Origin of the sequence: Gordonia malaquae (assembly GCF_037148075.1) — a bacterium.
GTDB lineage: Bacteria > Actinomycetota > Actinomycetes > Mycobacteriales > Mycobacteriaceae > Gordonia > Gordonia malaquae.
This window is the reverse complement of record NZ_JBBCUB010000001.1, coordinates 394,328-412,450: the sequence shown is the minus strand read 5'-3', so window position 1 is coordinate 412,450 and position 18,123 is coordinate 394,328. Positions and strand designations below refer to the sequence as shown.

The 18,123-nt window shown below is 68.8% G+C and carries 2 protein-coding genes (1 of these 2 running past the window's edge); both read right to left on the bottom strand.

Going from position 1 to position 18,123, the window contains the following annotated elements; all coding sequences use genetic code 11:
- Positions 1 to 9,994, bottom strand: partial view of a non-ribosomal peptide synthase/polyketide synthase gene (locus tag WFK36_RS02090; RefSeq protein WP_336789253.1) — the 5' portion only. Its footprint begins 29,885 nt before the window's first position; 9,994 of the gene's 39,879 nt are visible here — the first part of the coding sequence; its start codon is at positions 9,992 to 9,994; the stop codon falls past the left edge of the window.
- Entirely contained in the window at positions 9,991 to 18,123 is an 8,133-nt protein-coding gene (locus WFK36_RS02085; protein WP_336789251.1) for an amino acid adenylation domain-containing protein, read from the bottom strand. The genes WFK36_RS02090 and WFK36_RS02085 overlap by 4 nt, the downstream gene beginning before the upstream one ends.

The following is an 18,123-nucleotide window of genomic DNA, read 5'->3' as shown; positions in this document are numbered from 1 at the left end:
CAGTCAGCGGCCAGATCGTCGCCCCCGGATGACGTTGCGCGACATGGTCGAGGTCGGCCTGCGTGAGCGCGGCACCGGGGACGTCGGACGGCGAGAGGCCGACGTCGCCGTCGGCGACCGCCTCGGTGATCGTGGTCAGCTCGGCGATCCACCGGTCGGCGAGGTCGGCGACGGCCGCCTCGTCGAGCACCGCGGTCGGGTGGGCGATCTCGATGGAGAACTCGCGACCGGCGGCGCCTGCGCCGGTTCCGACCGTGATGTTGAGGACCGACGACGTCGCCATGCCTCCGGAGACCGTGGCAGGCAGGCGTGGTGCGACGATGTCAGGCAGCAGATCGACTGCGCTGTCCCCCGCCGTGTCGCCGGCGACATTGCCGAGGTAATTGAACGACACGGCCGGAAGCGGGCGCTTCGCCAGCTCGGTGTGGTGCTGATAGCGGAGCACGCCGTACCCGATCCCGTGGTCTGGGCGGGCACGCAGCTCCTCCTTGACCGCCTTCACCGCGTGAACCGCGTCGTCGGCGTCCGGCAGACGGACGGGCGCGATGCTGGTGAACCAGCCGACGGTCCTTGAGAGATCCGCGCGTCGCGGGTCGGAACCGCGCTCGACGGTCTCCTCGTATCGGCCGTGTCCTTCGACGAGGACGGTGACGGGCGCATCGTCGGTGATGTCGCGCACGGACTGCCAGCCGCGGACAGCGCGGCCGAGCGCGGCGAGCAGGGCGTCGTCGACACCGGTGTGGAACGCTTCGGGAACGGTGGTGAGGAGCGCCTCGGTGACGGCTGACGGCACCGTGTGGACCTGCGACGCGGTGGTCGCGACACGGTCGCGTGCACGGTCGAGCGGAGTGCCGAAGTCGGTGGTCTGCTCGGGTGAACGTTCCAGCCAGAAGTCCAGTTCTGTGTGATGGCGGTCGGCGCGGTCGACGAGGGCCGTCGTCCAGGCCCGCGCGGAGGTGACCTCCGCGCGCAGATCGATCGGGCGGCCGTCGGCCTGCTGCGCACGTGCGGTGACGAGGTCTTCGATGATCGCGCGCCACGAGACGGCGTCCACGCCGAGGTGATGGATCACGACGACCAGGCGGCCCGCGCCGGAGGGGTCGGAGACGAGCGCGGCGCGGACGAGCCGACCGGTCTCCGGGTCGAGGTCGGCGCTCGCCTGTGTGAACGCCGCGGTGAGCGCGTCACCGAACGCAGAAGTGCCGACGGCGGCGTCGGTGGGATGGGCGGTGACGGCGGCGGCCGGATCGAATCCGCCTCCGGCCTTGAGCACCCAGTCGCCGAGCGCGTCGGTGTGCAGCGTCGACGACAGCATCGGGTGTGCGGCGACGACGGCGTCCAGCAGGACGGCGACCTCGTCGACGGTGATGCCCGCAGGAGCCCGCAGCACCATCGACTGCGAGAAGTCCGCGAAGTCGGATGCGGTGTCGGCGTGTTCGATCATCCACGCGGCGCCGACCGGCAGCGGAAGGAGTCCACGGCCGCCGCCGAGCGGCTCGTCGAGGGGTTCGAGTCCGGTGCCGTCGGCGACTGCCTCGGCCATCGCCCGGACTGTGCGGAGTTCGAAGATCTCCCTGGGCGACAGGTCCAGCCCGGCCGCACGGGCGCCGGATGCGAGCTGGATCGACATGATCGAGTCGCCGCCGAGTGCGAAGAAACTCTCGGTGACGCTGACCCGGTCGAGCCCCAGCAGACCCGCGACGATCGCCGCGAGCGTCCGCTCCGCGTCGCCGACCGGTTCGACGTATCCCTGCTGCATGCCCGCGAAGTCGGGCGCGGGCAGTGCCTTGCGGTCCACCTTGCCCGCCGTGCTCAGCGGCATCTCGTCGACGATCATCCACAGCGACGGCTGCATGTACGCCATCAGTTTCTCTGCGGCGTACGCCTCGAGCGCTGGTCGGTCGGTGTCGCCTGCGATGTACGCGACGAGGACGTCACCGCCGGTGGGAGTGGCGGCGACGGTGACCGCCGCGTGCAGCACGCCCGGTGCTGCGGCGAGGACCGCCTCGATCTCACCCGGCTCGATGCGCTGACCACGCAGTTTCACCTGGAAGTCGTTGCGGCCGAGGTATTCGATCTCGCCGTTCGGGTTCCACATCGCCTGGTCGCCGGTGCGGTACAGGCGCTCACCCGGTTCGCCGAACGGATCGGCGACGAACCTCTCGGCCGTCAATTCGGGACGTCGTGCATATCCGCGCGCCACGTGATCGCCACCGAGATACAGCTCGCCCTGCACACCGACGGGAACCGGTTGGAGGCGAGAGTCGAGGATGTGCCCGGTGGTGTGCCACGCCGGCACACCGATCGGCACCGTCGCCTCGCCCTGGCGGATGTTCGCGATCGTCGCGTAGATCGTGGCCTCAGTCGGCCCGTACTGGTTGAACAACTGCAGGTGAGGCCAGTTCGCGAAGACTGCTTCGGCTCCGGCGGGGCTGAGGGCCTCGCCACCGGTGTGCACGTAGCGAACACTCGACATCCAGTCGCCCGCACCGAGCTCTCGGACCATCGACGCGAGCATCGACGGGACGAGGACGATCGAGGTGACCCGGTGATCGACGATGTACTGCTGCAGTGCCCACGGGTCGCGGTGCTCGCCGGGCTTCATCATGATCATCCGACCGCCGTCGAAGGCCAGGCGGAAGAACTCGAGGACGGACGGGTCGAAGGTGTAGTCGAGGACCTGCAGGTACACGTCCGAGTTCTCGAACGAATAGAAGTCCTGGTCGAACGTCAGCTGTGACATCACCGATCGGTGCGACACCGTGACGCCCTTGGGCAGTCCGGTGGACCCCGATGTGAACAGCGTGTACGCCGCATTGTCGAGGCGCAGCGGCGCGAGGCGGTCGGTGTCGGTGATCGCTCCTCGGGCCGCACTCAGGGGCGCCGTCGCGCTGATCGCGATGCGCGTCAGTCCGGCGGCGTCCGCGGCGTCGTGCGCCGCCGGGATCGGCGTGTGGTCGGCGGTCAGCAGCACCGCGGCGCCGGAGACGTCGAGCATGTACCGGATCCGGTCGGCGGGAGCATCGACGGCGATGGGGACGTACTGACCGCCCGCGGTGGTCACCGCATAGATCGCGAGCACCATCTCGAGCGACCGCGGGGTGGCGATGCCGACCGCGACGTCCGGGCCGACACCGGCTGCGATCAGCTCGCGGGCCAACACGTTCACTCGGTCGAACAGCTCGGTGTACGTGAGGTCGCGGCCGTCGCCGACCACGGCGATCTCGTCGCCGAAGCGTTCGACTGCGCCGGGCAGCAGGTCTGCGAGTGTTCCGTCCACGCGTCGATCGGCGAGTTGCGGATCGGTCAGATCCACCACGTATCCCTGCGACATCTCGCTGATGACGGCGGCGTCGTCGTCGGTGAGGATCACCGCGTCGCCGACGGGACGATTCACGTCGGTCAGCAGACCGCCGAGCAGGTCGACGAGCCGCTCAGCGAAGACTCTGACTGTGAGTCCGTCGAAGAGGTCTTCGGCGAACGCGATCCAGCCGTGCCAGTCGTGGTCGGTCGGCGCGAGATCAACGCCGAACAGCAGGTCGACCTTGGCGGGTTCGGGAGCGGCCTCCAGCGGTTCGACGACGAGGCCGGCGACCTCGTGTCCGTCGAGGCGCGCGGCGGCATTCGACTCGTTGACCGACAACCACACCTGGGCGAGCGGCGCGAACGCCTGCGAGCGGATCGGGTCCAGGTGCTCGACGAGGACTTCGAAGGGCACGTCTGCGTTGTCGAACGCGGTGAGGTCGACGGTCCGCAGTTCCCCGAGGAGGTCGGCGAACGGCGTCGCCGGATCGATCTGCGCGCGAAGGACGAGCGTGTTGACGAACATGCCGATCACGTCGTCGAGCGCGGCGTCGCCGCGGCCCGCGACGGGCACTCCGATCGCGATGTCGTCGGTGGCCGACAACCTCGCCAGCAGGACCGAAAGGCCCGCATGGAGCACGATGAACGGCGTGACGCCGGACTGGTGCGCGACCTCACGGATCCGGTCGCCGAGCGCGGCGGGGATCGTGTAGTCGATCTGCCCGCCCCGCTGGGACGCCACCTGGGGTCGCGGGCGATCCGATGGCAGGTCGAGGACGTCGGGGAGATCGGCGAGGGCGGTCCGCCAGTAGTCGAGTTGACGGTGCAGCACCGAGCCCGGATCTGACGGATCGCCGAGAACCGTGTGCTGCCACAGCGCGGCGTCGGCCACCTGTACCGGCAGCGACCCGAGCTCGGGGACGGCGCCTTCGACGCGCGCCGCGTATGCGGCGAACAGATCGATCACCAACGGGCGCATCGACTCGCCGTCGGCCGCGATGTGGTGGAGGACCGTGAGGATGACGTGCTCGTCGTCGGTCACCCGCTGTACGCGGACGCGGATCGGGCGGTCGACGGACACGTCGAAGCCGGTGGCCGCGGCTGCGGCGAGTTGATCAGCGGTGTCGACGAGCGCGAAGTCGAGTTCGTCGAATGCAGTGGTCGCATCGCCGATCTGTTGGAGGGGCGCCCCGTCGACGGTGGTGAAGACGGTTCGGAGCACCTCGTGCCGCTCGATCACGTCCGCGAAGGCCCGACGCAGTGCGACGAGGTCGAGTCCACCGGTCACCCGCAGCGGGATCGGCATGTTGTACGCGGGCGACGTCGGGTCGAACTGGTTGATGAACCACATGCGCTGCTGCTGGAACGACAGCGGGATCGTCGCGGGACGCGGGTCGACGGCCGTCACCGCGGGCAGCGCACCGGCCGCCGACACGGCGACCGCGGCGAGATCGCGAACGCTCGGAGCGTCGAAGACGTCCCGGACCGACACTTGTGCCCCGAGTGCTTCCGAAACGCGCGACGCCAACCGCATCGCGGCGAGCGAATTGCCGCCGAGGTCGAAGAACGACTCGGTGACAGACACCGTCGCGACGCCGAGGAGTTCTGCGAAGACCGCGGCGACTGCCTCTTCCTGCGCGCCGTCGGCGGCGACGCTCTCCGCTGCCGACACCTCTGGCGCGGGCAGTGCGGATCGGTCGACCTTGCCGGAGGCGCCCAACGGCAGAGCGTCGAGGAGCGTCCACACGGTCGGGCGCATGTACACCGGCAATCGGTCGGCGGCGAACTCCTTGACCGACGACAGACCGGTGGCGTCGACACCGGTCAGATACGCGACGAGGTGGTCCCCCGCCGGGCCGCCGACGACGGCTGCAGCGCACTGAGCCACGCCCGGCGCACCGGCGATCGTGGCTTCGACGTCTTCGAGCTCGAGTCGCTGACCGTTGAGTTTCACTTGGAAGTCAGTGCGGCCGAGGTACTCGATCTCCCCGGACGCCGTCCAGCGCGCGAGGTCGCCGGTGCGGTACATCCGGGCCCCAGTGGTGAAAGGGTCCGCCACGAATCGGGCCGCGGTCAGTTCCGCTGCGGACGCGTATCCGCGCGCGAGCTGATCACCGGTCACGTACAGCTCGCCGCGGACGCCGGGCAGCGCCGGGCGCAGACGCGCATCGAGGATGAGCACACCGGAGCCGGGAGCGGGCGCACCGATCGTGACGACGTCCGCGGCTTCGCGGTACGTGCGTGTCGTCGAGTCGACCGCGGCCTCGGTGAGACCGTATTGGTTGACGACCGACGCGCCGGGCAGATTTGCCAGTGCGCGGTCAAGCAGAGCTGGGGTGAGGCTCTCACCGCCGGTGAACACGGTTCGCAGGGAGGAGACGTCTCCACTGCCGTCCTCGAGGAACACGGCGAGGACCGACGGGACGAATTGGACCGTTGTGGCGGACGTCTGCTCGACGAGGCGCCGCAGGTAGCCGGGGTCGCGATGGCCCTCCGGTCCGGCGACCACTGCGGTCGCGCCGGAGGTGAGCGGCCAGAACAGTTCCCACACGGACGCGTCGAACGTGAACGGTGTCTTGACGAGGACTCGCTCGTCGGCGGGGTCGCCGAGAGTGCCGCCGAACCACGTGAGGAGTGTCCCCAGCGCACGATGGGAGACGGTGACGCCCTTCGGCACGCCCGTTGATCCCGACGTGAACAGGGTGTACGCGGCATGCTCGGGGCGCAGCGGCGCCGTGCGGTCGTCGTCGGTCACCGGGCCCGGATCTGCCGGCGCGTCACCTGACGCGTCGACTCGGCGGGTGCTGACGTGCGACGGAAGCTGTGCCGCATCCGGTCCGACGAGAGCTGTCGTGACACCGGCGACGTCGACCATGTCTGCGACACGCGCGGCGGGAGTGTCCGGATCGATCGGGACGTACTGGCCGCCGGCCGCGATCACCGCGTGGACGGCGATCAGCTGTTCGGCCGACCGGCCGATGACAACACCGACGGCGGTGTCCGGACCCACCCCGGCGCCGATCAGTTCACGAGCCAGCGTGTTGACGCGCGCACCGAACTCGGCGTAGGTGAACGTCGAGTGCTCGGTGAGCACCGCGATCGCGGCGGAACTCTGTTCGACCGCTGCGGTGAGCAGCGTGTCGACGGTGTGCTCCACGCGGTCCTGCGCCGGACCGGCCGACCAGGAGTCGAGCTCGGCTCGCTCGTCGGAGCCTGTCGCGGACACACTGCCGACCGCAGCGCTCGGATCCGCGGTCAGGGCGTCGAGGACGCGTACGAAGCGGTCGGCGAAGAGCGCGGCGCCGGCCTGTTCGTACAGGTCGGTGGCGTACAGGAGATGCCCGCGCCAGCCGTCGCCGTGGTCGGTGATGCCGACGGTGAGGTCGACGCGCGCTGTGACCTCGTCGGGCTCGGCGACGGTGATCTGCAGACCGTCGATGTCGACAGTGCCCAGCCCTCCGCCCGCGAGTCCCGGAACGGACGTCTGGTCGAAGGACAGCCAGACCTGCGCGAGCGGAGCGAAGGCCTCCGACCGCACCGGGTCGACCCTGTCGACGACCGACTCGAACGGGACGTCAGCGTTCGCGAAGGCCCCGAGGTCCGTGCTGCGGACTCGCTCGATCAGATCGAGGAAGCTCTGATCCGGATCCACAGTGGTGCGCAGGACCAGCGTGTTCACGAACATGCCGATCATCGGGTCGAGGACCGACTGGCCGCGGCCCGCGATCGGCGTGCCGACCGCCACGTCGGCGTCGGCCGACAATTGAGCCAACAGAACGGTGAGTGCCGCGTGCGCGACCATGAACGGTGTCGAGTTGGTGGTGCGTGCCAGCTCGGCGACCCGACCCGAGATCGATTCGTCGACGTCGAAGTCCAGGCGGCCGCCGCGGTACGACGGGTGCGCGGGACGGGATTTGTCGGTCGGGAGCGTCGGCACACCTGCGAGACCGTCGAGCTGCCCCGACCAGTAGTCGAGCTGTGAGCCGATCATCGACTCGGGGTCGTCGGCGGCGCCGAGCACACCGCGCTGCCACAGCGCGTAGTCGGCGATCTGGACGGGCAGCGGTTCCAACAGCGCCGCGATCTCCGAACGCGCCTGTCCACCCGTCGACCGGGCACGGTACGCCTCGGTGAGGTCGGTGACCAGCGGTGCGAACGATTCGCCGTCGAACGCGATGTGATGAAGCACGAGCACCACGACGGTCTCGTCGGCGGTCGAGTGGAGTCGGACGCGGATCGGGAACGACGTCGCGAGGTCGAATCCGGTCGACGCGGCCGAGTACAGTCCGGCTTCGTCGGTCGCCGCCCAGTCGAGTCGGTCGAGCGCGTCCGCGGACGCGGCGATCACCTGCACGCCACTGCCGTCGACAGTCGTGTAGGTGGTGCGCAGCACCTCGTGTCGGCCGAGCACGTCGCCGACAGCGGTGCTCAACGCGTCGACGTCGAGGCCGCCCCGGATCCGGAGGACCAGCGGGATGTTGTAGGCCGCGGACTCGGGGTCGAAGCGGTTGATGAACCACATGCGCTGCTGCGCGAGTGACAGCGGGATCACGTCAGGGCGGACGGCGACGGCGTCGATCGGCGGGAGACCCTCAGTCTTTCCGCGGACGATCACCGCGAGTTCACGGACTGTCGGGGCCTCGAACAGGTCGCGGACCGTCACGTCGACGCCGAGCTCCTCCGACGCCTGTCCGACGATGCGCGCGGCAGCGAGCGAGTTGCCGCCGAGGTCGAACACCGAGGTGGTGACGCCGACCTCGTCGACGCCGAGCACGTCTGCGAAGATGCCTGCCAGCAGCACTTCGTCGGCTGTCTCCGGGGCGACGTACTCGGCTGCGAGGTCACGGTCGGGTTCGGGCAGCGCCGCGCGATCGAGCTTGCCGTTGACCGTCAGCGGCAGCGCCTCCATCACGACGATCGAGTCGGGGACCATGTAGCCGGGAACGGTCGCACCGGCCGCGGAACGGATCTGTGCCGGATCGAGCGTGACGCCTGCAGCGGGCACGACGTACCCGACCAGCATCTCGAGTCCTTCGCCGCCCGATTTGACGGTGGCGGCGGCGCCGTCGACGCCGTCGACGGCCAAGAGCGCGGACTCGACCTCTCCGAGTTCAACACGGAAGCCGCGGAGCTGCACCTGGTCGTCGGAGCGGCCGACGTACTCGAGGACGCCGTCCCGATAGATGCCGACGTCACCACTGCGGTACATGCGGTCACCTGGAACGCCGAGCGGATCGGCGACGAATCGCGAGAACGTCAGGTCTGGACGGCCGAGATAGCCGCGCGTCACCTGTGGGCCGCTCACATAGATCTCACCCGGCACCCCGTCGGGCACCGGCTGCAGGCGCGCGTCGAGGAGGCGAACAGTGAGGCCGGGCAGTCCCCCGCCGACATCGGAACCACGCGCGGCCGCCGCGATCTCCGGGTCGAGGACGCGGATCGTTGTGTGCACCGTCGTCTCGGTGATGCCGTACATGTTGACCAGCACGGGGCCGGGCGAGCTCGGGAAGTCCTCGTACCAGCGTCGGACGTATTCGAACCCGAGCGCCTCGCCGCCGAACACCAGGTATCGGAGTGCGAAGTCCAGGTCGGGTGCGCGACGCCGGGCGTCGGCGAACTGATAGAACGCCGACGGCGTCAACGACAGAACCGTGACGCCTTCGGTTGCGCAGAGCTGGACGAACTCGGCAGGCGCGCGCGCCACGTCGCGGTCGACTATGACGAGCCTGCCGCCCGACAGAAGCGGTCCCCACAACTCCCAGACGGAGAAGTCGAAGGCGTACGAGTGGAACATCGTCCACACGTCGTTCTCGTCGAAGTCGAACCCGAGCTGCGCCGACGACATCAGCGCCACCACATTGCGGTGCTCGACGACGACACCTTTGGGTCGACCGGTGGAGCCCGAGGTGAAGATCATGTAGGCGGCGGACGCCGGATCGATGGTCGGCAGTTCGGCGTCGACCGGTGCACTGAGGTCGGCGACAGTGGCCAGGCGAGTGTTGAGGAAACCGAGCGCTTCGTGTTGGTCGGCGTCGGCGACGATCAGGAGAGGTCGAGCCTCCCCGACCACGTATCCGAGGCGGTCGGCCGGGTGGGACACGTCGATCGGCAGGTACGCGGCACCGGCCTTGAGGACTCCCAGGATCGCGACCGCGACATCAGCGGTGCGCGCGGTGGCGAGTCCGACGACGCTTCCCGGGACGGCGCCCGCGGCGACGAGCGAGCGCGCGACGGCGTCGGACGCCGCATCGAGTTCGGTGTACGTGAGCGTGCGACCGGTGCCGTCAGTGACCGCGGGCCGCGAGCCGAACCGGTGAGCAGCCGACGCGAAGAGCCCGGGCAGAGTCGCGAGATCGTCAGTCCCGACGAGCGCCAGAGCAGCGGAACGAATCGTCGCGACCGCCGTCGCCATCGCATCCGCGATCTCAGTCGGGGCGAGTCCGGCGATGCCGAGGTGCGGGGTCACCGCGCCGCCGACGGCGGCCTCCGTGTCGATGCCCTGCGCTGCGAGCACACCCGCGGTCACGGAGACCTGTGCGTTCAGTGTCGCGAAGAGAACGGGACCGCCCGCCCCCTCGAACGCCACGGCCGCGGGCGCCAGGTGAGCGGCCGCCGCGACCAAGTCCGGTGTCGAAGGTCGTCCGCCCCAGGTTCGAGACAGGACTTCCATTCCCTTACCGCCCTCGGTCACGTGTGATCGCTCCGTTCCCTCGTGCCGACGGTGATCGATTCCGTCACCGATTCGGCGTTCCTACGTAGATTCTCCAGCACTGTTCCGAACACCTCGGGCCCCGCGGGCGCGACTGTCGGCAGCAGGCTCATCAATGCGGTGGTGAGCGCGGAATCGCGATCCGGCAGGGCCGCGGCCATCACCGCGGTCATCGCGCCGAGCGATTCGAACGTGACCGATATCCCGTCGTGAGTCACCGCCTCCGCAGAGGGCGCCGCAGCCGAAGCCCTCTCCACCAAGTCGGGCAATGCCTCTTGCACCGCGGGTTCGTCCTCGACCGGCTGGTTCTCCGACTCGGTCAGGATCGAGATGTCCGCGACGCGGATCTGAGCGTTGTCGGCGATCTGCTCGACAACGGCGACGAATCGTTCGGCGAACGTCTGAACCGTCGCCTCGTCGAACAGGTCCGTCGCATAGAGGAACTGACCGCCCATCGGAACGCCTGATTCGCTGCCCGGAGGCGACGGGAACAGGGTCAGCTGCAAGTCGGCCTTTGCGGGCAGGACCTGCTCGGACACCGGGCTCACTGTGAGTCCGGCGAGTTCGAGCGTCGGGAAGTAGAAGTTCTGATAAGCGAACAGCACCTGGTAGACCGGGTTGTACGACGCCGACGGTGTGGGGACCACCCGGCTTGCGACTGCGTCGAACGGCACGTCGGAGCGACCCATGTCCGCGAGGTCTTCGGTCCGCACACGCGACAGCATCTCGGAGAACTTCTCCTCGTCGTTCACCTGGGTGCGCAGGGCGAGGGTGTTGACGAACATTCCGATCACGTCGTCGAGTGCGCGGTCGCCGCGCCCGGCGACGGGTGTGCCGATGACGACGTCGCGCTGGGTGGTGAGACGCGACAGCAGCACGGCGAACGCCGACTGCAGCACCATGAACGGTGTCGCGTGGTGTGCACGCGCGACCGACTCGATGCGTTCGACGACGTCGGCGGCCAGTTCGAATCGCACGTCGGCGCCGTGGAAGCTCGGCGACTTCGGTCTGGGCCGGTCGGTCGGCAGGAACAGTTCCGCGGGCGCACCCGAGAGCCGCTCCGCCCAGTAGTCGAGCTGGATCTGTTCTTGGCTGCGACCGCCGTGCACCGACGCCAGCCAGTCGTTCTGCCACGTCGCGTAGTCGAGGTACTGCACTGCCGGGGGCGCCCAATCGGGTCGTGTTCCGCGGGCGCGGGCGTCGTAGGCCACCATCACATCTCGTGCCAACGGCAGCAGGGACGCTCCGTCGATCGCCACGTGGTGCACCACCACGACCAGCACGTGTGACGTCGGGCCGGATTCGAGGATGGTGAACCGAACCGGGGGTGCGGCGCTCACGTCGAATCCTCGACCGGTGATGCGTCCGATCGCTTGGTCGACGTCGCCGTCGATCGTCTGCTCGACGAACTCGAGAGTGCTGTAGGCCTCCGCCGTCGCGAGAACCTCCTGGCGCGCGTCGCCGTCGACGAACGGGTAGCGGGTGCGCAACGACTCGTGACGGTCGAGCAGATCACGGACGGCGGCACGCATCGCAGGCACGTCGAGCTCACCTTGGACGTCGAGAGCCATCGCGACGTTGGCGACGGCCGAGTCGGGATCCGCCCGATTGACCAACCACATTCCGCGCTGTGTCGCCGACAGCGGTCCTCGTCCGCCGTGTGGACGACCGGACAACGCCGGGCGAAGCTCGGCGTCGGGCAGACCGTCGACTGCGACGGCGAGCGCTGCCACGGAGGGCGACTCGAACACGACTGCGACGGGGATCTTCCGACCGAGTCGGCCCGATGCGCGTGCGGCCACCTTGGTCGCCGACAGGGAGTTTCCTCCGAGATCGAAGAACGATTCGACGACGCTGACCGGTTCGACGCCGAGGACGTCTGCGAACACCTCGGCCAGGATCTTCTCGGTGTCGGTGCGGGCGTCGACGTGACCATGACTGACCAGTGCAGGCGCAGGCAGCGCCTTGCGGTCGGCTTTGCCTGCACTGCCCAGCGGCATCGCCGCGAGCGGCATCCAGACGGTCGGTCTCATGTAGTCGGGCAACGCCTTCTCGGCGACCGCTCTGAGTTCGTCCGTCGGGACCGTGTCGGGCGCGTAGTAGCCGACGAGGTGATCTCCGCCGCCGATCGTCGCGACCGTGGCGACCGCGTGCACCACGCCCGGAGTGGATGCCAGAACGGCTTCGATCTCGCCGAGTTCGAGCCGCTGGCCGCGGAGTTTCACCTGGAAGTCGTTACGGCCCATGTACTCGAGCTCGCCGCTGTTGTTCCAGCGCGCCATGTCGCCGGTCCGATACAGGCGGCCGCCGGAGTCGGAGAACGGGTCGGCGATGAACCGTTCCGCGGTGAGCGCGCCTCGCGCCGCGTACCCGCGAGCCAGCTGGACTCCGCCGAGGTACAACTCGCCGGGCACGCCCTGGGGCACCGGACGAAGGCTCTCGTCGAGCACCCTGGTCTGGGTGTTCCACACCGGCCGACCGATCGGGACGACGGCCTCGCCTCGCGCCACCGGATGCCAGGTGACGTCGACAGCGGCTTCCGTCGGCCCGTAGAGGTTCGCGAGTTCGACGCCGGGGAGCACCCGGACCACCCGTTGAGCGACCGCCGGAGTGAGTGCCTCTCCAGACGTCACGATCAACCTCATCGAACTCAGCGCGGCGAGCCCGGCATCACCCAGCACATCGGCGAATGCGGCGAGCATCGACGGCACGAAGTGCGCGACCGTCACGTCCCCATCGTCGATCAGGTTCGACAGGTATTGCGGATCACCGTGGCGGCCCGGGTCGGCGATCGTGACACTGGCACCGGTCATCAACGGCCAGAACAGCTCCCAGACCGAGACGTCGAACGTGATCGGAGTCTTGTGCAGAACGACGTCGTCTGCGGTGAACCGGTGCTCGGACTGCGCCCACGCGAGACGATTGACGATCGCCGAATGGGCCACCGTCACACCCTTGGGTCGGCCCGTCGAACCGGACGTGAACAACGTGTACGCGGCGCCGGAGGGGTGGAGCGCGGCGAGCCGATCGGCGTCGGTGATCGGTGTGCTCTGCGCGTCTGCGACGGTGACGTCGGCGAGACTCTCGGCCGTCACAGTGATCGTGTCGACACCGGCGGACGGTAGTGACACCGCCTCCGCGCCGACGAGGACCAGGCGAGCGCCCGAGGTCTCCACCATGTACGCGATCCGGTCGGCGGGTGCGCCCGCGTCCAATGGGACGTACTGTCCGCCCGCGGCGACGACCGCGTGAATCGCGACGTACATGTCGATCGACCGAGGCACTGCGACCCCGACTGCGACGTCCGGCCCCACCCCGCGCGCAATGAGCCGCCGTGCAAGCGTGTTCACGCGAGCGCCGAACTCTGCGTAGGTGAGCCGCGCATCGATCGACTCGAGTGCGACCGCGTTCGGGGTCGCGGCGATCTGCCGTGCGATCTCATCGGCGAGGGTCGACTCGGGGACGTCGACGGTCTCTCCGAGCGCATACTCGGACACCTGTACGAGCTCGGCGTCGGTGAACTGAAGGAGCGTCGACATCGAGGTCGCCGCGCCTCCGTCGACGACGTCGCCGACGATGCGGAGGAAGTAGTCCGCGATCCGGACCACCGTCGCCTCGTCGAACAGGTCGGTGGCGTAGGCGAACTCGACGGACACCGCGTGGGGCCGCACCCCGTCCGGACCGAACTCGGTCACGGCGAGCGACAGGTCGTATTTGACCGCGGAGGTGCGAGCGTCGATGAGGCCGACGTCGTCGCCACCGGTGACGAGTGACGTGACCTCGTCCTGCTGCATCGCCAGCTCGACCTGGAACAGCGGCGAGTGGTCCGTGGACCGCGGGACGTCGAGCGCGTCGACGACCTGTTCGAATGAGACGTCGGCGTTGCCGAGCGCCCGGGCGCGGATGCGGTGCGCATCGTTGAGGAGCGTTCCGAAGTCGGTGGTCTCGTCGATGCGGTGACGAAGGACGACGGTGTTGACGAACATGCCGACCAGATCGGCGAGTCGCGGGTCGTCCCTGCCGAGCACTGCGGTGCCGAGCGCGACGTCGGTCGAGTCGGTGAGCCGGGCGATGACGGTCGCCGTGATCGCTTGGAACACGGTGAACAGGGTCACGCCCTGACTGGCGGCGATCGTGCGCAACGCTTCGGAGGTGTCCGCGTCGAGCCAGACGTCGAACCGGTCTCCGACGCCCGACTGCTGGGACGGGCGCGGGCGGTCGATCGGCAGGGCCGCGAGTTCTGGCAGGCCGTCGAGTTCAGCGCTCCAGAAATCGATCTGCCTGCGGATCAACGACGCCGGGTCGGACGGATCGCCGAGCACGTCGCGCTGCCACAGCGTGAAGTCGGCGTACTGCACCGGGAGCACGCTCCACTCGGGTTCAGTGCCTCGGACATTGGCCCCGTAGGCGTACATCACATCGCGGATCAGCGGCGCGATGGACGCCCCGTCGCCTGCGATGTGGTGCACGACTGCGACCAGGACGAACGACGTGACCTGCTCGTTGTCGTCCCGCACACGCAGCAGTTGGAAGCGGGCGGGCAGCTCGTGCTCGAGATCGAACCCGGCCGAACTGATCCGGGTGACGGCTTCGGTGAGCGCGTCCTCGGCGACGTCGATCACCTGGACGACACCGGACTCGACGGCCTCCTCGACCGACCGGACGTCCTGGATCGGCTCTTCGTCGCGCAGCGGGAACACGGTGCGGAGGGCTTCGTGGCGGCGAACGACGTCGCCGATGGCTCTCCGCATGGCGTCGACGTCGGTGTCGGCGGGCAGGTGCGCGGCCCCCGGGATGTTGTAGGCGGCGGTGCCGGGATCGATGCGGTTCAGGATCCACAGGCGTGTCTGGGGATACGAGAGCGGGATGATGTCGGGACGCGGAGTCACCGCGGTCACCGGCGGGACCGCCGGTCCGTTGCCCGCCGTCGCCGCGACGAGTGCGCGCACGGTGGGCGCTTCGAACACGTCGCGCACCGAGACCGCGGAGTCGAGAACGGCGGACACCCGCGACGCGAGGCGGGTCGCCGAGAGAGAGTTGCCTCCCAGGTCGAAGAAGCCCGTGGTCACGCCGACTCGGTCGAGACCGAGAACGTCCGCGAACACGGCCGCGACGGCGGCCTCGTGGTCGTCGGCGGGTTCCACGTACTCGTCCTGGACGTCGCCGAGCTCCGGCGCGGGAAGAGCCTTGCGGTCCAGTTTGCCGTTCGCCGTCAAAGGGAGTTCGTCGACGGCGACCACGAGGTCGGGGACCATGTAGCCGGGCACGGCCCGTCCGACGACACTCCGGGCCGCCTGAACGTCGAGTTCGGCGTCCGATTCGAGCACGACGTACCCGACGAGTTGCTCGCCGCGCGTCGCCAGGTCGACGACGGACGCCGCAGCACCCGCCACGCCGTCCAGACTCAGCAGTGCGGCCTCGATCTCGCCGTATTCGATCCGATAACCGCGCAACTGAACCTGCGAATCGCGTCGTCCCAGGTAGGCGATGTCGTCACCGGTTCGACGCGCGAGGTCACCGGTGCGGTACATGCGTGACCCGGACGGGCCGAACGGGTTCGCGACGAACCGCTCCGACGACAGGCCGGGGCGGTTCAGGTAGCCCTGCGCGAGCTGACCGCCGGTCACGTACATCTCCCCGACAACACCCGCAGGCACCGGGCGCAGGCGCGAATCGAGGATCAGCAGGCCGAGGCTCGCGAGCGGCCGTCCGACGAAGCTGGCGTCGTCGGCTCGCACCGACGCAGGATCGAGCTCGCGGAACGTGACGTGCACGGTGGTCTCGGTGATCCCGTACATGTTGACCAGGACCGGCCCCTGGCCTTCCCGACTCGGGGTGCCGGCCGGGAAGTCGTCGAACCAGCGACGCACGTACTCGAAGTTGAGTTCCTCGCCGCCGAACACGATGTACCGGAGCGCCAGTCGCACATCGCGGTCGTGGCGCCGCGCCTCGGCGAACTGGTAGAACGCCGACGGGGTCTGTGACAGGACGGTGACGCCTTCGTCGGCGCACAGTCGGACAAAACTCGACGGGTCGCGCGCGAGGAGGCGGTCCACCACATGAAGCCTGCCGCCGGTGAGCAGCGGGCCCCACAGCTCCCACACCGAGAAGTCGAACGCGTACGAGTGGAACATCGTCCACACGTCGTCCGACCGGAACTCGAAGTCGTTCGCGGCCGTGTCCATCAGGGTGACGACGTCTCGGTGCGTCACCTCGACGCCCTTCGGGCGGCCCGTCGAACCGGACGTGTAGATCACGTATGCCCGGCCATCGGCAGGCGTGTCGACATGCGAGAAGTCGACCCCCGCACCGCGGTCGGCGAGATCGGCGACGGTGTGGACGCCCACTTGTGGTGGCACCGACAGCCACAGGTCCAGCTGCCGCGTCGTGTCGTCGACGATAGCCGCCGACGGCATGGCGTCGGCGACGATGAACTGGAGGCGGTCGGCCGGGTTCGTGGTGTCGAGCGGCAGATAGGCCGCGCCGGCCTTCATCACTCCCAGAATCGAGGTGACCAAGTCGACCGATCTGTCCGTGGCTACCGCGACGAGGTCTCCGGGCAGGACCCCCGAGGCTGCCAGGCCGGCCGCCACCGCGTCCGACCGCGCGTCGAGCGAGGCGTAGTCGATGGTCCGTGTGCCGTCGGAGACCGCAGTGTTGTCTGCGTGTTCGGCGACACTCCGCGCGAACAGGTCGACAAGCGACGATCCCGCGTTGACGGTCGCCGTCACCACCTCGTCGACGCCCGACTGCGCGTCGACGACGTCGCGTTCGCCCGGCAGGAACAGGTCCACATCCGACACGGCGGCGTCGAGGTCGTCGATGAATCGACTGACGAACTGAATGAAGCGCCGATGGTGCAGGGTCAGCTCTTCGCGCGTGTAGGCGTGCGGATTCCCGTGCAGGTCGACGACGACCGGCGACGAGGCGCTCGCCTGGTACAGGTTGATCAGCAGGTCTTCGAGGATGCCGGACGACAGGATGCGGTACGAGATCTCCGCTCCGTCGACGTGGATCTGGTCATCGAAGAACACCATGTTGATGCTCGGCCCGAATGTCGTGGACCCGCCTGCGAGACCGGCGTCCCGGTGGATGTCCTCCGAGCGATACCGCTGGTGACGGAGTGCGCCGGTCAGCTCGAGAAGAGCTGCGTCGACCACATCACGCACCGTGCCGTGCAACACGCGCCGGAGTCGGATCGGCACCGCGTTCGACACCATCCCGCCGGAACGCTTGATCTTCGCTGTGGTGCGCGCGGCGACCGGGAGAGTGAGGACGACGTCGTCGGCGCCGTTCATCCGCGCCAGGAACGCGCCGAACGCCGCCGTGAGGAGGACTGCGATCGAACTGTTGGTCTCGCGGGCCAACTCCGCGAGTCGAGCCTGCTGCGCGGCGGGGAGTTCGTTGCTCACCAGGACGTTCTGGAACGACAGCGGTGCAGGCACCGCGCCGTGGGCCAACGTCGCGCGTTCGGGAAGGTCCGCCACCCGACCGGCCCAGTGCTCGCGGTCGGTCTGTTTCCTGCTGCTGTGCTGGTACGCGTCCTCGTAGGCGACGATCTCCTCCAGCGACGCGGACGGCTTGTCGGCGGGGACCTCCCCACGACGCAAAGCGTTGTACCTGGTGAAAGCCTGTTGTGACATCGCCATCGCGGCGTACCCGTCGAGGATGATGTGGTGTGCGCGCGTGTACCAGAGGGTGCACGTGTCGTCGATGCGGAGCACCGCGGATGCGATGAGCTCGTCGTTCACGAGGTCGAGCGGCCTGCGGTACTCGGCGAGCATCCACTCCATGGCGAGGCCGCGAGGGTCGTCGGAGTCGCGGAAGTCGACGAGCTGCATGTGCTGGTCGAACTCGAGATCGACTCGCTGCATCGGGATTCCGTCGATCTCGACCAGACGCGCGTACGGGGTCTCCATGGTCTTGCCGACGTGGACGCAGCAGGCCATGAACAGGTCGATGTCCAGACCGCCCGGCTCGTGGCGGAGCTCGAAGTATTGAGCTGTGTTGACCGAATACCCGTCGGACAATTTCTCGGCGAACCACATCCCTCGCTGCGCAGCGCTCAGCGGCAGCAGCCCGACATCCGGGTCGTCGTACTGCTCACTCAT